This window comes from Congregibacter sp. (assembly GCF_045107095.1).
Taxonomy (GTDB): Bacteria; Pseudomonadota; Gammaproteobacteria; order Pseudomonadales; family Halieaceae; genus Congregibacter.
The window spans coordinates 15,201-33,258 of sequence record NZ_JBGCFU010000086.1 but is presented as its reverse complement, the minus strand read 5'-3'; the positions used below and the strand labels follow the sequence as shown (position 1 = coordinate 33,258).

The window sequence follows — 18,058 nt, the reverse complement described above, 5'->3', positions numbered from 1 at the left end:
ATGTGTTTCCGAAGGAGACCATAAAGGGCGGTTTTAGCCACGTACTCACACAGAACGCATCGGGGAATTGGATCATTCGTCATGAGCGAACTTCACGGGGCGAGGTCATAGAGACCCACTAACAACGGTCAATGCGACGCGCGTTAGAGCGTACGCCTCCATGAAAGCCTGTGGGTGCGAATCACCCCGCCCACCTCTTCCGTACCGGATAACTCCAGCGTTTGCCCGCCGAGCCGTGCGTTTCTAAGCTGTTTTGAGCCTACAAAATTCGGGTTTAGACTCTGAGTGACGGTGTGGGTGACCACATCGTCCTGTATTGCGTAGTGCCCCGCATAGTGAAAATAGGAGCGGTAGGCATCTGCCAATAAGCCTGGATCAATGCGCCGGAAGGCCGAACCCGTCGGTAGCAAATCACGGTCACTGCGATTGATCGAGGCGCTCATCCAATCGTCATCTGTGTACACAATCATGCCTGTTGGCTTCTCACCAAACGGATGGCTGATCTTCTCACTATCGGAGTAGCTAATGGTCCAGGAATCAAGGTGCCAAGCACCGAGAAGATCATCTTTACTAAGCATCGTGCATGTCCCGTCTGAGCATTGAGGTTTTCAAAAGTTGTTGGAAGGAAGCGCTGCCGCTGTGAGCGCGATCGCGCAAAGCCGCGAAGATAATTCCGCCGACAGAACGCAGCGAATGGTACTCATTGGTACTCTGCGGCAATCATTGCTGCCGCTTCCCGAGCTGAAGCTGCTGCGCTTTCGGTGCCTATGGTACCGGGGGGAGCGCATCCGTCACCCACGTTATAGAGTCCCCGAATGGGTGTATTTTGTGGCATCCCATAGCCAGCCCAACGATGCATGCCGGGCGATGCACCTCGATGCTTTGCCCGCACCAGAAAACTCGCGTCGGCGCTGAGACCCGGAAAGTTAGCTTCCAACTCCCGGAGCGTGTTTGCCAGGGCTTCGTCAAGGTCGTAATCGACAGCGTCTTCGGGTGCGCCGTAGGCCGTGTGCAGATATTGCCCCGGCGGCGATATACCCGGAGCAATTAGCGTTGGGATCTCCAGATAGATGAAATTGCGGTTATTACCGAAAACCATACAACCATCGAAGTTTTCTATGAGCGGCCTATTCAGGGTGAAGCTCACATGGATGATCGGCGCTGCGGATGGACCCGATTTCAGTTGCTCGATGTAACTACGCTCAAAAACAGCCTCGCCCCCGGCCAACTCAACCGTGCGATCAGGTCCGGTGTTCGATATAACCCATCGAGCCGCTACGCGCTCCTCGCCGCCTTCGCCATCGCTAATCTCCACACCCACTACTCGCCCGTCTTCAACGACAATGCCCTTGCAACCGCGACCGCAGCGAAACTCAGCGCCGCGGCGCTGCATCGCATCAGCAAGATCCTGCATCAGAGCGCCGTTGCCACCGACGGCCATACCAAAGCGGCTACCTTTGCTACTGTATTTCAGGAACCTGAAAAACTCTCCCGCGGGCACTTCATGAAGATTGATACCCATGAGCGCGGCACAGTAACCCTGAAAAAGGTTTTTAACTTCTTCGTTGTCCGTGTATTGATCAAACCATTCACGGATGCTGATGCTATCCACTGGAGTCCAGCCGGTAAGCGCTGCCTGGATGTGCTGAAAAAGCGTTTGGGCCTCCGCGGAGTCCTGCATCGCGAACTCAATCATGCCGTACAGTCCGCCACCACCCGGTGGCAGATCATAATCTCCGTGCGCGAGGCGGTAGCGAAGACGGCCGGTAATATCGACCATGTTCATTTCAGCACCCACAGCATCAAATGCTTCGCGGATCGCGCTGCGAGGCCCCATGGGAACCATTAGCGCACCGGTTGTTACGACGTTGTCGTCACGCAGACGATGCCCGCATCGGCCACCCAGGTGGCGACTCTTTTCCAACACCAACACGCGCATGCCCATGGCTGTGAGCCGCGCTGCGACGCACATGCCGCCCATGCCTGCGCCGATGATCACAGCGTCGAATGCGTTGTTATCGTGATTATCAGTCATGGATTGCTCTCCGGGTAACGAAGTACCTTTACGTAAGTACCGCAGGCTAAAACAGCATGCCTGCGCGCCTACTGTCAGCTCGCGCTACTAGTGCTCAGGGACTATTGCTAACAGTCGTGGCTCTGTCCCGGCGTGGCGGATGCGCGAGAGCAATGCCGACGCTGGTGATTAGAGCAAGGCCGATAAAAGTATTGAATGCCGGTTCATAACCGCCAAGTTGATCGTAGGAAATTCCCGCAAGTGCCGGTGACAGTGCACCAACTACGCAGGTTACCGTTGTCAGAACCCCAAGGAGCGGCGCGAAAGAGTCGGGGCCAAAATAGTTGCCCATGATGTTGGCCATGCTGACGTAGGACGCACCAAAGCCTATACCGGCGCACAGTGCATAAACGTAAACCTGCCAATTAGCCGTGGTGATGGAAAGTACAAACAGTCCCGCAGCCAGTGCCAGCAGCCCACCACTCCAGATCAGCCGAGGCTCAATTCGGCCGCCCACGGTACCGCAAGCAAGACGACCAATGATGCTCGACATAATCAGCAGGCCCACGGAGTTGGCGGTCATGGCGTCGTCGATACCCTGATCACGCAGATGCACCACGCCGTGGGCGATGCAAACGTTGAACACCATGGTATAGGCGCAGGCAGCCGCTACGATGAGCCAGGACGCTCGCGTTCGAAACGCATCGGCGGTGTTCCAGGAAACCGCCGACTGATAAACCGGCACCGCACCGGGTCGGGCTTTCGTATCGGACACCTCGCTCACTGACTGTGCGCCGCCGTCCGGCTCCTGCCCCAGATCCCCAGGTTTATTTCTCACCCAGATCAGGGCGATAAACGCAGACAGCGCTGAAGTGAAAGCCACAAAATACCAGCCCATACGCCAATCACCGTCGAAGCTGGCGACAATGTTATTGAGGATAGGAATGGAGAGTATCGATCCAACGCCGGAGGCACAGAGCACTACGGACATGGCGAGCGGCTTGCGGCGCTTGAACCAATAAGTCACCACTGATTGCACGGGAATGACCCCGCCCAAACTGAAGCCAAGCCCGCTGATACCGCCAAAAAACAGCCAGTACTGAAGTTCAGTGGCGGTCAATGCAGCCATGGAAAGTGCACCCACGGTGAGCACCAGGCCACCGATGAAGAGGGTTTTACGCACACCCAGCTTGTTGACGAGCACACCCACCATCGGTGAAGTGAGTCCCATGCAAAGGATAAATGCCGAGAACCCGTAGCCCAAAGCACTGCGGCTGAAGCCTAAATCTTCTGCCATTACGGCATTCAGTACTGAACCCCCGTAGTAGGGAAACGCCGTATTGAGCAGATATACGATGAACACGACGACCACAAGCTTCCACCCGTAGAACCCGGGCTTGTTCAGTGAACTGCCTGCGGCGGAAGAACTCACCCAAAGAGACCTGCGTCGCGATCTATCAACAGCGCACTGCCCGATCCGGCGGCGCCGGCAGCCGATACGATGCCGCGGCGAAGACCACGACGCTCAAGCTCGTCAAGCAGTGTGAGCGTCATGATTGCGCCCGTGGCGCCCATAGGGTGACCGAGAGCTATCACACCGCCGTTAACGTTGTGACGCTCGGCATCAAGACCGAACTCGCGTTCTGCCACGACGCTGGTTGCGGCAAAAGCTTCGTGTATCTCAAACAAATCTATGTCATCAGCGGACAGTCCGGTTTTGTCGAGAAGGGCGCGCACGGCCTCGACACAGCCAGTGAGCACCTCAAGGGGATCTGCGGCGACGGTAACGCTGTCGGCGATGCGAGCCCGGGGGGCAACATTCAAGGACGCGGCGCTATCGCTATCACCCAGTAACAACAGACAGGCCGCATCGGCCATAGCCGGCGAATTGCCTGCAGTATGAATGTGGTTGATCGCGTCTAATTCGGGACTGGCTTTGAGCTGGTAGGCATCAACGCCGGAAGCACCAATCTTCGCAAACACCGGATCCATGGCCGCAAGACCTTCCAGTGTTGTGCCTGAACGTATGCATTCGTCCTCGAGAGCCTCGCCATCCGGTGTGCGGATGGGCACGATCGACGCTTTAAAATGACCGTCTTTACGCGCTTTCTCCGCGCGCTGCTGACTGTTGAATGCGACCTGATCTGCCTCTTCTCGAGATACGCCGGCACGCGATGCAATGAGGTCCGCACCACTGCCCATCATTAGCATGCGGCACTGCGTTGCGAACCCGGGATCCTTAAAAACCCGCGCATCGTCCGCAAGCATAGGCACCCGCGACATCATCTCCACTCCGCCTGCTACCACTTGGCGTGCCACGCCACCCTGGATTTTAAGCGCCGCCAAGGCCAAAGCATCGACGCCAGAGGAGCAATAACGGTTAACGGTGAGACCGGGCACCTGAAAAGGCCAGCCCGCATAGAGTGTCGATGCTTTAGCGATGTTTCCCGCCTGCTCGCCGTGCTGTGTAACACAGCCTAATACAACATCATCAACATGCGCAGGCTCGAGCCCCGTGCGCTCCCCAAGGGCCGTGTAGAGCTGCGCGAGGAGTTCCTGCGGCGTTATCCCATTGAGTGCAGCACCTTCTTTGGCTCTAGCACGCGCACTGCGCACACCGCCGTAGATCAGCGCACTAGTCATGCACCGACACCCACTAACAGGCTGGCACAGGTCGTTGCGCTGCCGCCAAGATTAAAAGTGATCATGTTTTGCGCATCACGGATTTGCATAGCACCCGCGCGACCTGACACCTGACGCGCGCAATCCAGGGCCATACGCACGCCGGTAGCCCCAACCGGGTGTCCAAGACCAATGAGGCCACCGCTGGCGTTGATGGGAAACGCTCCGTCGCGCTCAATCGTTCCCTCTTCTACGGCCTTCCAGGATTCTCCCGGTGCCGTAAGGCCGCTGTGGTCAATCGCCATATATTCCGTGATCGTGAAGCAGTCGTGAGTCTCCAGGCCATCCAGGTCCGTCACGGCAGCAAAGCCACCACGGTGGAGAGCGTCGGTCAGCGCACCCGCGGCATGAGGAAAGAGCAGCGGCTGACCGGCACTCATGGATAGCTTTTGCTCGAGCAACAACGGTGCGCTGCGATGGCCCCAGCCCTTGATGCGAGGCAAGTCCGCAAGACTCATACCTTTACGCTTGGCGTATTCCGCTGCGGCACGTTCACCGGCCAATACGACGCAGGCAGCACCGTCCGTGATCTGGCCACAATCGAGCTTGCGAACCCGGCCTTCTACGACGGGATTGAGTTTGTCATCTTCGCGGAAACAGCCCTGGGGGAAGTCCCAGCTGCGACTTTGTGCCGTCGGGTTACTGCGAGCGTTACCAAAATTGATTTCGGCGATACGCGCCAGATGCTCATGTTTAAGGCCGTGACGCTCATCATATTCTCGGCTGATACGATCAAACATATAGGGCCAGGGGAAGTCCGCGTCCTGAGCTTCCTGCCCCTGCCATGCAGCGGCACCCAGGTAGTCAGCGCCTGTTTGCCCGTCAACGTTGCGCATGAGTTCAAGCCCCAACACACAGGCCGTTTCGTAGTGTCCCGACTCGATATCGCGCATGGCGCCTAACATGGCCATGGAGCCAGATGCGCAGGCCGCCTCATGACGCGAGGTCGGCATACCCGCTAGCTCAGGATATACCTGAGCGAAGAAACCGCCGAGGAGCCCCTGCCTGCAGAATAGGTCTGCGACGAAATTGCCCACGTGCCCAACTTCGATCTGAGCGGGCTCTATATCGGCATCTGCGATAGCGCTTTCCAGTACTTCGCGAAACATCGCGTAAATGTCGAGGCCTTCGCGGTGCCAGTTGCGAGCGAAGTCGGTTTGCGACCCACCCAGAATGTATACATCACTCATGCTGTTTCTCCATCGTGTTCGCGGGCTTCTACCTGATCGCGCAAAACATTGCGCGTTACCTTGCCCAGGGGATTACGCGGCAATTCATCAAAAATTTCCAGACGCTCGGGGAGCTTGAAGCGCGCCACGCCTTTGTCGCGCAGATGCTCGCGCAGCGCTTCAAGGGTCGGCGCCTCGACGTTCTCCAGGGGCACCACACAGGCACAGACTTTCTCGCCCAGATCTTCATCGGCATAGGCACAGACCGCAGCTTCGGCCAGACCCAGGGCACCCTCGAGAAGACTGTCGAGTTCACTGGGCGACAGCTTGATACCACCGCGGTTTATGATGTCTTTGCAGCGTCCAACAATGCGGTAATGCGTGGGCTGTTCCGGGCAGATCTCCAAAAGGTCCCCGCTGCGGAAGTATCCATCTTCAGTAAACACGCCTTCGCCATCATGGTTCAGGTAGCCATCAAACACTCCCGGGCCCGTTACGGTGAGCTCACCGGCAACGCCGGGCTCCTCGATCACATCGCCCGTGTCGGGGTCATTCAGTCGCGTGAGAATGGCACCCTCGGCATAGCTTCGAAAGTCGACTCCCTCCGCACCAAGACGCGGGAAGAGCGTTGCGCGGTGTTCCGGTGACGGCGAATTCTCCGGCGTGCCGATAAGCGCGATGCCCTCGTTGGAGCCATAAAAGTTGATGATGGATTTGCCGAAGCGTGACTCAAAGGTTTCGATCATCGCCGGTGAAAGGGGTACCGAGCCGGAGCCGATGACGCGCAGTGCAGAGTAGTCAAACTGCTCCCACATTTCAGGCTGCTGAGCGAGACGGTTCAGCAACGGCGGTGGGGCAAGGGTGTAGTTAATGCGCTCATCCTGAAGCTGCTTCAGGTACAGCGGAATATCCAGTGGATGGTGCTGGACCAAGGTGCAGTTGTGCAGCGCAGACGGAAAAAGAATACCACCCAGAGAAGCCATATTGATCATGGGGAATGGCGACAGAAAACGCTCTCCGTCACTAAACTGGCCTGCATAGCCGGTGAGACGCCCCTGGGCCAGCCACATATTATGCGAGCGCGGTACGGCTTTGGGCGTGCCCGTCGTGCCGGATGTCCAGGCGACAGTAAGCGTGGCATTTGCGTCGCTAGCCCAATCTCCGGCGGGGTCATCGTTCAGGCCCGCAAAGACATCCAGATCGTCTGCGATATCCCAAACCTGTTCATGGTCGAACACCTCCCGCCCCTGCTGTGCGAGTTTGGCGCCGCGTAGGTCAGTGACCGTAATCAGCGCTGTCGGATTCAGCTCGTCTCGAAAATGCGTTAGCTCGTGGGTACCGTACTGCACAGCGGTAGGTGATATCACGGCACCAAGTTTGCTCAACGCGTAATAGAGAACGATCAGCTCGCTGGTATTGGGCAGTTGCAGAATGACTCTGTCCCCAGCCTTCACACCCCGAGACGCAAGCTCACGGGCGCAGGCACTGCTGGCACTGTCCAACTCTGCCACGGAGAGTCGCCTTGGCGCCTGACCGGTGAGCTCGGCTTTGTTTTCCGGATCTACCACAGCCTCGCGATCTGGCGTCGCCGCCGCATTGCGCGCGAGCAGATCGTGCAGTGTGTCAGTGCCCCACAGACCCGCGTCCGTCAGACGGGCAATTCTCGCGTCGCTGCTACGCATATTCATAGCTCACAGGCCTCCCGATATTCACGTTCCAATCGCTCGACAATGGCTGAGATGGGCAGGATGTCATTGACGGATCCCGCGCCCTGCCCGGCCGCCCAAACATCGCGCCAACGTTTCACGTCGCCCGCCGACTTAATCACGTCGATATCACCGGCCTGGGGCATGTTGTTCGGATCATATCCCGCCTGCTCGAGGCTGGCCCGCAGCCAATTGGCCTTGACCCCGGTTAGCGCATCAGAACAGACGATATCGTTACCGCTGGCATCTACCACCATCTGCTTGTATGCGTTCTCGGCCCTACTCTCGTTAGATGCGATAAAGCGTGTACCCATGTAGGCATAGTCGGCCCCCAGTATCTCGGCAGCGCGAACAGCACGCCCGGTGCTGATACCGCCGCCGAGCACAAGAATCCCATCAAAGTGCTGCCTCAGCTCTTGTACGAAGGCAAAGCCCGATTGCTGTCCTGTATGGCCACCCGCGCCGGCGCCCACCAGCACCAGCCCATCCACTCCAGCCGCAACGGCTTTAGCCGCAAACCGCAGATCGATCACGTCTGCTAGAATTTTTCCACCCCAGGCGTGCACACGTTCAACGGCTTCTTTAGGGCTGCCAAGCGCCGTGATCACAAGCGGCGCGCGGTATTTCTCGGCAAGCGCCAGATCATCCAGACGGCGGCTATTGCTGCGATGCATCATCAGATTAATCGCCCAGGGCGCGCTATTGTCGTCCAGGGCATCGGTGATCTCCGCCAGCCAGGAATCCAGATCTTCAGTAGTGCGTGCGTTGACTGAAGGGAAGCTCCCAACGATGCCTGCCTTGCAGGCAGCAATGACCATTTCAGGGCCTGATTGCAAAAACATCGGAGCCTGGAATACCGGCAATCGCAGGCGTTCAAGCGGGTCGCTCATAAGTCGTTTTCCGGCTAGTGACTTTTATTATAGAACCCAGTCTAAGCGAGGGAAATACGCCGTGCAAGCTGCCTCGAGCGGATACTTGCATAATCATACCTCAAAGATATACTGCGGATATCAAAGCTACATATTTAAGGGAAATAATGATGCAAGACGCCGCGCGTTTAATGATGGAATACCCCTCGGTTGAGGAGTGTGTTGGCGGAGCCACTCACTTTAAGGACGCGCCCCAGTGGATTTACGGACTGGATAATCCCTATCTGCACGGGCCCTATGCACCAACTGTGCATGAAATCTCCCAAGACGGTCTTGCCGTAGAGGGTGAGTTACCCACGGATCTCGTGGGGGGCTACTTTCGTAACGGCCCCAACCCTGTCTATGAGCCCAAGAATCGCTATCACCCCTTTGACGGCGACGGCATGGTGCACGGCGTTTATTTCAAAGGCGGCGAAGCCAGCTATAGCAACCGCTGGATAAAGACCGAAGCACTTGAGGGAGAGCGCCAGAGCGGCCGTTCCATCTCGCCGGGGGTCATGGGCCCCTTTGATTACAGCGTCTCACCCTTTGGGATCAAAGACACCTCTAACACCGACGTCGCTTACTACCGCAACCAGCTCATTACCATGTGGTACAACGCCGGCAATCCCTGCGCCCTCCACGGCCAGTCATTGGACACCATGCAGGGTTTCGATATAGCGGGCCGCAAGCACCGCCGCATGTCCGCCCACTCGAGCGTTGATTGGGCGACCGGTGAGTTCCTGTTCTTTGACTATGGCGATGAGCCACCGTTTATGACCTATGGCGTAGCCGACGCCAGCGGCAAACTACTCCACGAAACCGAGGTAGAACTTCCTGGGCCGCGATTGCCCCACGACATGGGCTACACGGAAAACTATATGGTGCTCCACGACCTGCCATTTTTCCATGACATGAATGTGCTGCGGCAGCATCGTCGACGGGTACTTACTTTTCACACTGACATACCCACCCGTTTTGGTATCGCGCCGCGCTACCCCGACCGCGCCGGCAGTAGCGCAGTCAAGTGGTTCGAATGCGAGCCCTGCTACATTCTCCACACCAGCAACTGCTGGGAAGAAGGCGACTGGGTGATCATGGATGGCTGCCGCTCGACCAACCCCATGCCCGACGCAGGTGGTGACGGCGGAGAGCTTGCGCACATGCTGGCTTACATGCGCCTCGAAGCAAACAACTATCGATGGCGCTTCAATCTGAAGACCGGCGAAGTGCGCGAGGGCGACCTCGACGATCTGAATACCGAATTCAACAAGATCAATCTGCACTTTAAAGGTGTGAAGAGCCGGTACGCCTACCATCAAAGAATCCCCCTTCTCCATGAAGGCGGACATACGCTCCGTTTTACGGGTCTTGTGAAGTATGACAACGACAGTGGGCGTCGCTGGGAGTGGGACTATGGACCGGGCGTGTTTGGAAGCGAGGCAGTGTTCGCGCCGCGGGTTGGCGCCGGTCGCGATAGCGCCGAAGACGACGGCTATGTAATTACGCTGGCAACGGACAGCAAGGACTGGTCGTCCTGGTCACTGGTTTTCGATGCCAGCGATATTGAGCAGGGCCCCATCGCACGGGTTCGGATGCCACAGCGGGTACCCTACGGCTTTCACGCCACCTGGGTCCGCGGCGAGGATCTTTTCGCCTAATGAAGCTCGCGGATCTCGCCAAGATACTTGGCTTTTACGGGCGCTTTACCCCGACCTACAGCCGCACCGGTTATTGGTTCCGAAGGCTGGGATGGAGTTCTTCAAAGCCTGATTTCAGCGGTCAGCACTGGCTTGTGACCGGCGCCTCCGGCGGCATAGGCGCTGCGATTGTCGCGGGCGCCGCATCCGGCGGAGCAACAGTCATTGCGGTGGCCCGCAGCGCGGAAAAACTTGAAGCAGCGCGCGCCGCCCTGCCCTCCGACGCAGCATCCCGGGTTGAGAATATGGTCTGCGATTTATCGTCCATCGCGTCTATTGCACAGCTCCTTGAGACCCTCCGCCGTGACGGTAGACATATCGACGTGCTACAGAACAACGTTGGCGTTCTGTTTAACGAACTCGAGGTAACTGCAGAGGCCTTTGAGGCAACCTACGTAACCAACCTGCTGGGGCAATACCAACTCACCGAGGGCCTGTTGGATTCAGATCTTTTCGGCGACAAACCGCTGATCGTGAACATGGCTTCGGGTGGCCTTTACAATGTGCCGCAGAACACCAAACTGCTCAACGTCACAGACCCTAAACGTTATGGCGGGAAAGTGGCCTATGCTTCCCATAAACGGGGTCAGGTGGTTTTATCAGAACAATGGGAAGAGAGACTTCAAGCTCGGGGTGGTCACAGCTATGTGCTGCATCCGGGTTGGGTGCGTACCGAGGGCGTGCGTAAGTCTTTACCCGTGTTCTACAAGATTCAGGGTGTGATCCTGCGCAGTGCTTCAGAGGGTGCAGACACAGCTCTATGGCTGGCAAGCCAACGCCCCCAGGAGGCAGGCCGGACCATATGGTTCGACCGCGCTGCGCGTCCCGAGCATGTCTTTCCTCACACCGTAAACCCTCAGTGCACAGACGCTGAACTGGTGGAGTTTCTACAGCGCGACCTGGCGGCAACAATTGCCGATTCGGGTCCCGACGGACCCGAGGGCGACGAAGTCAGCACAACCGAGTAAAGGCTTCGCAATCTGCGTGCCCCTGAATACGACGCTGCGGCGTATTAGTCCTTCGCGGCTTTGGGCGGCCACGGAATCATGCCGTTAGTGCGCTCCATGTACTCCGCGTAACCGGGCTTCTCCCGCGCGAGCTTCTTATCCAGTGTCGCCTGCCCCGTGATGTTCACAATCAGATGACTGTAGACCAAAGGTCCAATCAACGTAACGATGGCCAGCGGATTGGCGCAGGCCATAAAAAACACGCCCCACCACACACAGAGCTCACCGAAGTAATTGGGATGCCGGCTGTAGTGCCACAAGCCGGATTGCAGCACCGTGCCGCGCTTGGAAGCGTCGGCGCGAAAAGCGCCAAGCTGTAAATCGGCAACGGTCTCAATCGCCAGTCCGGCCAGAGCGATCGCCGCACCCATGTAGCTAAGCACCGTCGGAGACATTGGCTCCGCCAGCAAAATGGCAACTTGTGCGGGCAGCGTCGCAAACCACAGCACCACGCCCTGCAAAAGAAAAACCTTGCGCAGACTCAGCCAGTGAAAGGCCCACTCTCCCTCAACCCAGGTGCGCAGTTTGCTGTAGCGCGGGTCTTCGCCATGCCCCCAATTGCGACGCAGCAAATGCAGCGTGACCCTAAGAGCCCAAAGACCTACAACGCCGAGCATGAGTTTATCGGCAGTACCGAGCTGCTCTGTACCGAGTGCGGAAGCGACAAGAATCAGATACATGATTACCGCAAACACCATGTCAATAATGGACACGTCCCGCAGCGCAATACTCATCAGCCAAAGGGCTAAGACACAGCTTATGGCAACAGCAAAATTCAACAGTAATGCTGGCAGTAGCGACAACGCTGTTTCAATCATAGATGTCTTCCTGAACACGCGGGCGGTGCTGAGTCATGTGCTTATAAACGCCTTGAACATAGCAACGGCGCTACTGTGTTCGTGCTCGACGGGAGACGCGATGAGGCCTGCTATCACCCCGTCAAGTTCGTCATCCGTACAATCGCTAACGTTTTTTGCGCCGCTGCACAGCATGGCAGCGCGGGCTATCTTGCCGGCAGCGGCTATGAATACTTCACCACTGGTCTCACTGTCCGCCGCGATCAGCCGAGCGACAACCGGCGCGACCTCCCTGGGATCGAGACCGGGGATTGATGCGGCCGCGAGCGTATCCTCGGTCATCTGTGTGCGCGCAAAAGGGGCAATCGCATTAACAAACACGCGATGGGAGCGACCTTCGTGGGCAAGGCTGTGCATGAGGCCGATAAGACCGGCCTTGGAAGCCGAGTAAGCAGGCAGACCGTGCTCGCCAAAAAGTCCCGCGGCAGATGTACTAACCAGGATATGGCCCGAACCCTGCTCATAGAGATGCCTGAACGTTGGCAGCAACAGGTAAGCGGTGCCCAGCAGATTGATAGCAATGTTTTGCTCAATGGACTGCGGTGATTGCTTACTGAAGGTCGCGCCCTCGGAGACCCCGGCGTTGGCGATGACCGCGTCCAGACGCCCGAAGTGCTCCAGCGCCAGCGCGAGGAGAGACTCCCCAGTCTGCGGGTCTTCTGCAGCACCATAATGGGCGACGGCGTCACCACCAGCCTCGCGAATCTCACGCACAACCGCATCGGCACTGGCCTCTTCGTCGCTAGCATGACGTCGGTTATTAACAACAACAGCCAGGCCCCTTGCAGCAAGGTAATGGGCATAGGACCTTCCCAGCCCCTTCCCCGCACCGCTGATAATGACGACCCGTTTTTCGGTTTTCATAGCTAGCTCTGTCCGCGCGGTGGCCAGGGTATGAAACCGCTGGTGCGGGCTATGTAGTCTTCATAACCGGGGCGCGAGCGCTTCATGCGCCGCTCCAGCAACGCCGCACCGCTCCAACGCAGCAAAGTCCAGGTCAGTAGCGCCGGCCCCACAGCTATCCAAAGCGGCGCACCGGCACCCAGAGCAATTAGAAAAAGGCCCCACCATACGCAGGCATCGCCAAAGTAGTTGGGGTGTCGCGTGTAGCGCCACAGTCCGCGGTCCATCACCTGCCCCACGTTTGCAGGGTCTGCGCGAAACGTCGTCATCTGCTGGTCGCCCACACTCTCAAAAACAAAGCCCAGCGTTGCCAGAGCGACGCCTGCGAATGCGAATGCCCCAAGGACTGCACCAGTATCACTAAACATGCCGAGTTGAACGGGCAATGAAACCGTCCACAGCATGACACCCTGCAATAGAAACACCGACCTCAGGGTAAACAGGTGCGGATTGCCCTTGGCCTTCTCGATCATGCGCAGGTAACGGGGGTCAGCACCCTCACGACGCCAGCGTAATAACAAGAATCCGCCCAGGCGAACGCCCCACAAGGCAGTTACTCCCAGCAATGCCAGAGTGTGTGGAGTGTCGCCCATACCTAAATACCAGAAGCTACCGGCGGCGGCGACCACAAAACCCAAGGCCCAGAAGCTGTCGATAAAAGACACGTCCCCCAGAGAAATGCTGAGTAACCACAGAGCTACCATGCAGGTTATCAACAGCAAAAAGTTAAACAGCATTAACTCAAACAAGTCGTCGTCCTCAGCCGTGGCCTAGCGGCCCGTATTCAGGGTTTCGAGCTTCAATGCGGCAGCCATCTGCTGCTCCAGCTTGGCCGGATCCCGCGCATGAGCGGCTCGGACACTCACGGCAAATTCGTCGGTATCCACCTCTGGGATATTTCGTTTTACCGCTCTCAGGCCCGCCTTCGCAACCGTTGCAGGAGACTCCTTTTTACCCTGCACATGTGCTGCCATGCGGGTATCAATAGAACCTACGATGAGGTTCTGCACCTGCGTTTTCTGATCGGCAAGTTCGGCACGCAGCGAAATACCCATGGCTCGGGCGGCAAACTTCGACGGGCTGTAACCGCCCATGTTGGGCACAGCCACGATCGCCGCAGCCGAAAGCACGTTGACTATTGCACCACCCCCGTTACGCGCAAGCGCCGGTGCAAAGGCGCGCGACATTTGCAGCGGACCGAAGTAGTTGACCTCCATCTCCTTCCGAGCTGCGGCGACATCGGCGGCGCCGAGCAAGGTTTCGCCGGCAAACAGACCCGCATTGTTGACCAACAGCTGTACGTCGTCGCAGGCCGCGGCGAGTTCGCTTATGGACTGCGGCTGGCTAACATCGAGTGCAACCGGCTCAATACGCGGATCCGAACTGTCGAACTCAAGATCAGCGGCCCCGGGGTTGCGGCACGCCGCATAAACCTTGCTGGCGCCAGCCTCAAGCAATGCAGTAACAAAAGCTGCGCCAATACCCCGGTTGGCACCCGTAACGATCGCCGTGCAGTGATTCAATTCCATGCTGTATTCCTGGAGTTCATTTGGACGCCACAACAATGTGGCTCTCGGGGTCCGTGGCAAAAAGAGCGGCAATCTCGTCACCACGATTATCCGCGGCGATACGCTGATTGATAGTGCCCTTGTCAGAGATTTCGTGTTGCTGCGGGTCCGGTGCCCGCTGCATGAATGCCAGCCGGGCCAGCGCTGTGCTGTTACCGGGATAGCGCTCGTTGTAGTCCTTAAGGCAGCTGCGCAAATGTTCGTCCACCGCTGGGTGCGCAATGAGAACGGCGGGATCGCTGGTAGCAAGACCAGTCATCGCCTGCATGCCACCAATGTTTGGCACTGCCAGGGCCGCCAAATAGGGCTCATTGATTCCGCAGAGGAGCAGGTCCGACAGCAGGGGTGCACAGGCTGCCAGTATTTCTGCGCGCACTGCCCCGGCGCGGACCCAGGTACCGGAGCTAAGCTTGAACTCCTCCACCAAACGGCCCGCATAGGCCAGACCTTGCTCCGGGTCATTCGGGTCATGAAAACGCGCCGCGTCGCCCGTGCGAAAGAAACCATCTTCATCAAAGGCTTCAGCGGTGGCTTTGGCGTTATCGAGGTATCCTTGCATGATATTTGGACCGCGCAAGCGAATTTCGAAGCGGTCGTCTTCAAGAGGGACAAGGCGTGTCTCTACCCCGGGCATGGGCAAGCCGATACCCACCTTGTCGCTGGGAAAATATATTGCCATGCACCCCGAGGTACTCTCTGTGAGGCCATAGCCCGTGGTCATCATGATGCGGCTACCTGTCTCAGCTACGGCCATACCCTGCAGCGCATCCATTACGGGCTGGGACAGTCCTGCTCCGCCGTATAGCATCAGGCGCAGTTTTTCGAAAAACACGCGACGCAGTGTCTCGTCCTCACGCAAGGCGTCCACCAGCATGCCGTAGCCCAGGGGCACGTTGCAGAAATAGGGCAAAGGAACTTCGCGCAAATTGGCAATGGTCTCTGCAAAGAGTCCGGGAGCGGGTTTGCCGTCATCGATGTGCAGCGTACCGCCAAAAATTGCCGCGGCGTAAAGGTTGAATGCCCCGGATACGTGGCTCCAGGGCAACCAGTCGAGCATATAGTCAGACCAACCCGCGGCACGTCCGAGTATCTGCCGCGCCTGATGCAGGTTGGAGAGAATCATGCGCTGGCTGTGCATTACCGCTTTCGGTCTGCCCGTAGATCCAGAGGTGAGCATGTAGGCAGCGTTAGCATCCGGATCACCATCCCCCTCGCCGACCATTGGCTCACACCCCCCTACCTCATTTAGGGTAACGACCGGTATAGATAAGCGATGGGCGGCCGAGGCATCGGCGGTCAGCAATAGGTACTCGCCCCCGCTAAAGACATCGCCCGCGGCCTGAAGTGCGCTCGCAGCATCGGCAAACAAAAAGCGTGGCTTAACCAGGTCGCGCACATAGGCGAGACGCGCGAAATCGCCTCCTGCGGCGATGTAGCCCGCGCTCACGGGGCAGACGATAACCCCTGCGACGATCGCACCAAGGCGGACCACCGCATGATCTATGGAATTGCCGGTGAGGAGCAGCAGAACTTCGCCACGGGCATTTTGGCTATGAAACCAGGCTGCAACGCGCCGCACCCTATCCTCAAGTTCAGCGTAACTGAGCGTATTCCAGCAAGCACCGGCGACCGCTCCGCCCGGCCCCCTCTGTGCGTAGGCCGGTTTGTCAGGATGCTCACGCGCCTGCGCACTGATATGCGAGATGAAGAGACCGTCGAAGGAGTCCAGGGACATTCCGTGGCGCATCCAGATGACTCCACCACGGTCTCTGCGAACCTGCAGATCCATAGGAGGAAGATCGTTTGGGCGAACCGGTGCACGTCGCCAGTGCTGTGAAGACTCAGGCATTATATTAAGCGTCAGATCGCTGCAGTCAGCGGGCCCACCAATCGCGGAAAACTGAGACTGCTTTATTAGTCTTGTTATAAAAGATACTATTTTGCCCAGCCGACAGCAAGGATGCCTGTCTACTTCATAAGTCTGGCGCGACAAACAGTATGCGCGCAACGCCCAAGGAGAGTAGCTATGGAGGAAACGTCGCAATTTAGCGAGAAGCGCCTGGTGGTTGAAGCCATCATCGCCGCGTGGAAAAACAAAGATATTGATGGTGTGCTGGCGCAGCTTACGGACGACGTTGAGTATCACTTCCTAGTCGGAGAACGACCGCTCATCGGCAAAGACTGGGTGCGCAGATTTCTGGAGCGCTTCGGGAGCGATATTAGTGACACCAACGACTGGCGTATCACGCGCAGCGCCGAAATTGGCAATGCACTGCTACTGGAGGGCGTCGACGATTATTTGGCCACCGACGGCACGCGCGTACTCTATCCCTACATGGGCGCCTTTGAGTTCCGCAATGGACTGGTATCCCACTGGCGGGACTACGCCGACGGCGGCCTCATCGCGCGAGTCAAGGCTGGCGAAGAACTGCCCGCCTGGCTAGGAGCGCTGGTAGCTTAAATCTTCCCGGTCTTTGCGACCGTAGTGAAAACCCGGCGCCTGCGTGTCAAACATGCCCAGACACCATCCCTGGTTACTGGGCATGTCGTTGTTCCAGTCGAAGGTGATACGGCGATGCGCAATCTTCCACTCACCTTCCCGGCGCTCAAAACGATCGCAGAGGCGTCCCCCGGTGAGGGTATCCACATCACCTGACTCCCCCGCAAAGCGTGCAAAGGTGATCACGTAACTCTCGACCCAGGCCGTATCGCCGTCCAGCTCGATATGCGAATTACAGACATAGTGGGCCATCTCACCCATTAGCCTCAGTCGCTCCATTGCGCCGGCGATATAGTCCATGGCATTCCCGTTGTAATTGGGTCCGTGCTCTTCAATGGCATCGTCGAAATAACAGCTGCCCAGCAACTCGGCGTCGGCGCGATCTACGCCGCGCGCGTAGCGTGCCAAAACATCATGAATTTCCTGTTTCGACATCATGTCGAGCAACTTTTGTGTATCGATGGCGGCCAATTCACTCATGCGGTAACTCCCGAAAAGACTGGCGCAGGCTGCGCGGACTGGCTATCTTAAGTACCATAAGTATTATTATGCAACCATCAAAAGGCCTGCATCGAAATCACCCGTAAGACACTTTGCGGGGCATGGTGGGCATTGGACCGTTCCCCGGGAAGAGAGATAAGTATGAGTCAGGCAGACGATTTTCTGGCAGTTGCAAAACGCTTCCTCGAAGCACTTAACAACAATGATGGCGATGCGGTGCGAGAAATCTACGGCCCCGAAGCGCGTATCTGGCACAGCTTTCATCCCGATGGCTACCAGAGCATTGATGAGAACGTCAAAACGCTGAACTGGATGCATCGCAAGCTACCCAAATTGCATTACGACCTGCTGCGATTGGAGGCATTGGCTGACGGATATCTTCAGCAGCATGTGTTGCGCGGCGAAATGGAAGATGGCACCGAGGTGGCACTGCATGCCTGCGCCATCTGCACGGTAGAGAGTGGGCGCATTACGCGGCTTGAAGAGTATCTGGACCCCTCTCAGGTCAGCGCGTTGCAGCGCTGAGCACCAATCCGGAGTCCG

General features: G+C 57.7%; 17 protein-coding genes. 4 read left to right on the top strand and 13 right to left on the bottom strand.

Translation table 11 applies throughout. The features are described 5' to 3' along the window. Window positions 1-143: 143 nt before the first annotated feature. The 7 genes from AB8B76_RS11965 to AB8B76_RS11935 form a co-directional block, all read right to left on the bottom strand. The gene (locus tag AB8B76_RS11965) at window positions 144-578 is read right to left on the bottom strand and encodes a lipocalin-like domain-containing protein (RefSeq protein ID WP_405272760.1); all 435 of its coding nucleotides are present in this window, start codon (window positions 576-578) and stop codon (window positions 144-146) included. A gap of 122 nt (window positions 579-700) precedes the next feature. Beyond that, a complete protein-coding gene (locus tag AB8B76_RS11960) occupies window positions 701-2,035 on the bottom strand; it encodes a phytoene desaturase family protein (RefSeq protein ID WP_405272758.1) in 1,335 nt (444 codons plus the stop codon). Between the two features lie 94 nt (window positions 2,036-2,129). Then, complete coding sequence (locus AB8B76_RS11955; RefSeq protein WP_405272757.1) at window positions 2,130-3,446, bottom strand: MFS transporter; 1,317 nt, start codon at window positions 3,444-3,446, stop codon at window positions 2,130-2,132. Beyond that, window positions 3,443-4,657, bottom strand: coding sequence for an acetyl-CoA C-acyltransferase (locus AB8B76_RS11950; RefSeq protein ID WP_405272755.1), 1,215 nt, complete (start codon window positions 4,655-4,657; stop codon window positions 3,443-3,445). Before AB8B76_RS11950 ends, AB8B76_RS11955 begins: the two co-directional genes overlap by 4 nt. After that, the gene (locus AB8B76_RS11945) at window positions 4,654-5,886 is read right to left on the bottom strand and encodes an acetyl-CoA acetyltransferase (protein WP_405272753.1); all 1,233 of its coding nucleotides are present in this window, start codon (window positions 5,884-5,886) and stop codon (window positions 4,654-4,656) included. The genes AB8B76_RS11950 and AB8B76_RS11945 overlap by 4 nt, the downstream gene beginning before the upstream one ends. Next, complete coding sequence (locus tag AB8B76_RS11940; protein ID WP_405272752.1) at window positions 5,883-7,553, bottom strand: class I adenylate-forming enzyme family protein; 1,671 nt, start codon at window positions 7,551-7,553, stop codon at window positions 5,883-5,885. Before AB8B76_RS11940 ends, AB8B76_RS11945 begins: the two co-directional genes overlap by 4 nt. Further along, window positions 7,550-8,461 carry an NAD(P)H-dependent flavin oxidoreductase gene (locus tag AB8B76_RS11935; RefSeq protein ID WP_405272750.1) on the bottom strand — a complete coding sequence of 304 codons (912 nt, stop codon included), beginning with the start codon at window positions 8,459-8,461 and terminating at the stop codon, window positions 7,550-7,552. The genes AB8B76_RS11940 and AB8B76_RS11935 overlap by 4 nt, the downstream gene beginning before the upstream one ends. Before the next feature lie 146 nt (window positions 8,462-8,607). Here AB8B76_RS11935 and AB8B76_RS11930 point away from each other — a divergent pair, with 146 nt between their 5' ends. Both AB8B76_RS11930 and AB8B76_RS11925 read left to right on the top strand, forming a co-directional pair. Then, window positions 8,608-10,140: a carotenoid oxygenase family protein gene (locus AB8B76_RS11930; RefSeq protein ID WP_405272749.1), complete on the top strand. Its 1,533-nt coding sequence runs from the start codon at window positions 8,608-8,610 to the stop codon at window positions 10,138-10,140. After that, window positions 10,140-11,147, top strand: a complete 1,008-nt coding sequence (locus AB8B76_RS11925; protein ID WP_405272747.1) for an SDR family NAD(P)-dependent oxidoreductase — start codon at window positions 10,140-10,142, stop codon at window positions 11,145-11,147. Before AB8B76_RS11930 ends, AB8B76_RS11925 begins: the two co-directional genes overlap by 1 nt. A gap of 44 nt (window positions 11,148-11,191) precedes the next feature. Here the strand turns inward: AB8B76_RS11925 and AB8B76_RS11920 are convergent, their stop codons facing one another. Genes AB8B76_RS11920 through AB8B76_RS11900 form a run of 5 tightly spaced genes read right to left on the bottom strand, consistent with a single transcriptional unit; the run spans window position 11,192 to window position 16,363 of the window. Next, window positions 11,192-12,004 (bottom strand): DUF1295 domain-containing protein, encoded by an 813-nt coding sequence (locus tag AB8B76_RS11920; protein WP_405272746.1) that lies wholly within the window; start codon window positions 12,002-12,004, stop codon window positions 11,192-11,194. A gap of 33 nt (window positions 12,005-12,037) precedes the next feature. Beyond that, window positions 12,038-12,907, bottom strand: a complete 870-nt coding sequence (locus AB8B76_RS11915; RefSeq protein WP_405272744.1) for an SDR family NAD(P)-dependent oxidoreductase — start codon at window positions 12,905-12,907, stop codon at window positions 12,038-12,040. A gap of 2 nt (window positions 12,908-12,909) precedes the next feature. Next, window positions 12,910-13,695 carry a DUF1295 domain-containing protein gene (locus AB8B76_RS11910; protein WP_405272742.1) on the bottom strand — a complete coding sequence of 262 codons (786 nt, stop codon included), beginning with the start codon at window positions 13,693-13,695 and terminating at the stop codon, window positions 12,910-12,912. 21 nt (window positions 13,696-13,716) lie between these two features. Further along, window positions 13,717-14,475 carry an SDR family oxidoreductase gene (locus AB8B76_RS11905; RefSeq protein ID WP_405272740.1) on the bottom strand — a complete coding sequence of 253 codons (759 nt, stop codon included), beginning with the start codon at window positions 14,473-14,475 and terminating at the stop codon, window positions 13,717-13,719. A 16-nt stretch (window positions 14,476-14,491) separates the two neighbouring features. Beyond that, the gene (locus AB8B76_RS11900; RefSeq protein WP_405272738.1) at window positions 14,492-16,363 is read right to left on the bottom strand and encodes an AMP-binding protein; all 1,872 of its coding nucleotides are present in this window, start codon (window positions 16,361-16,363) and stop codon (window positions 14,492-14,494) included. A gap of 177 nt (window positions 16,364-16,540) precedes the next feature. Here AB8B76_RS11900 and AB8B76_RS11895 point away from each other — a divergent pair, with 177 nt between their 5' ends. Next, a complete protein-coding gene (locus tag AB8B76_RS11895; protein ID WP_405272736.1) occupies window positions 16,541-16,975 on the top strand; it encodes a nuclear transport factor 2 family protein in 435 nt (144 codons plus the stop codon). On the opposite strand, the gene AB8B76_RS11890 is transcribed toward AB8B76_RS11895, so the two are convergent. Continuing rightward, the gene (locus tag AB8B76_RS11890) at window positions 16,955-17,494 is read right to left on the bottom strand and encodes a nuclear transport factor 2 family protein (RefSeq protein ID WP_405272734.1); all 540 of its coding nucleotides are present in this window, start codon (window positions 17,492-17,494) and stop codon (window positions 16,955-16,957) included. The two genes, AB8B76_RS11895 and AB8B76_RS11890, sit on opposite strands and share 21 nt — an antisense overlap. Window positions 17,495-17,656: 162 nt before the next feature. Between AB8B76_RS11890 and AB8B76_RS11885 the strand changes: the two genes are divergently transcribed. Further along, window positions 17,657-18,040, top strand: coding sequence for a nuclear transport factor 2 family protein (locus AB8B76_RS11885; protein ID WP_405272732.1), 384 nt, complete (start codon window positions 17,657-17,659; stop codon window positions 18,038-18,040). Window positions 18,041-18,058: the final 18 nt, after the last annotated feature.

Bases quoted from the DNA above. Each gene is read 5' to 3' on its own strand.
- AB8B76_RS11965 (WP_405272760.1), bottom strand. From the start codon at position 578: ATGCTTAGTAAAGATGATCTTCTCGGTGCTTGGCACCTTGATTCCTGG.
- AB8B76_RS11960 (WP_405272758.1), bottom strand. From the start codon at position 2,035: ATGACTGATAATCACGATAACAACGCATTCGACGCTGTGATCATCGGC.
- AB8B76_RS11950 (WP_405272755.1), bottom strand. From the start codon at position 4,657: ATGACTAGTGCGCTGATCTACGGCGGTGTGCGCAGTGCGCGTGCTAGA.
- AB8B76_RS11945 (WP_405272753.1), bottom strand. From the start codon at position 5,886: ATGAGTGATGTATACATTCTGGGTGGGTCGCAAACCGACTTCGCTCGC.
- AB8B76_RS11940 (WP_405272752.1), bottom strand. From the start codon at position 7,553: ATGAATATGCGTAGCAGCGACGCGAGAATTGCCCGTCTGACGGACGCG.
- AB8B76_RS11935 (WP_405272750.1), bottom strand. From the start codon at position 8,461: ATGAGCGACCCGCTTGAACGCCTGCGATTGCCGGTATTCCAGGCTCCG.
- AB8B76_RS11930 (WP_405272749.1), top strand. From the start codon at position 8,608: ATGATGCAAGACGCCGCGCGTTTAATGATGGAATACCCCTCGGTTGAG.
- AB8B76_RS11925 (WP_405272747.1), top strand. From the start codon at position 10,140: ATGAAGCTCGCGGATCTCGCCAAGATACTTGGCTTTTACGGGCGCTTT.
- AB8B76_RS11920 (WP_405272746.1), bottom strand. From the start codon at position 12,004: ATGATTGAAACAGCGTTGTCGCTACTGCCAGCATTACTGTTGAATTTT.
- AB8B76_RS11915 (WP_405272744.1), bottom strand. From the start codon at position 12,907: ATGAAAACCGAAAAACGGGTCGTCATTATCAGCGGTGCGGGGAAGGGG.
- AB8B76_RS11905 (WP_405272740.1), bottom strand. From the start codon at position 14,475: ATGGAATTGAATCACTGCACGGCGATCGTTACGGGTGCCAACCGGGGT.
- AB8B76_RS11900 (WP_405272738.1), bottom strand. From the start codon at position 16,363: ATGCCTGAGTCTTCACAGCACTGGCGACGTGCACCGGTTCGCCCAAAC.
- AB8B76_RS11895 (WP_405272736.1), top strand. From the start codon at position 16,541: ATGGAGGAAACGTCGCAATTTAGCGAGAAGCGCCTGGTGGTTGAAGCC.
- AB8B76_RS11890 (WP_405272734.1), bottom strand. From the start codon at position 17,494: ATGAGTGAATTGGCCGCCATCGATACACAAAAGTTGCTCGACATGATG.
- AB8B76_RS11885 (WP_405272732.1), top strand. From the start codon at position 17,657: ATGAGTCAGGCAGACGATTTTCTGGCAGTTGCAAAACGCTTCCTCGAA.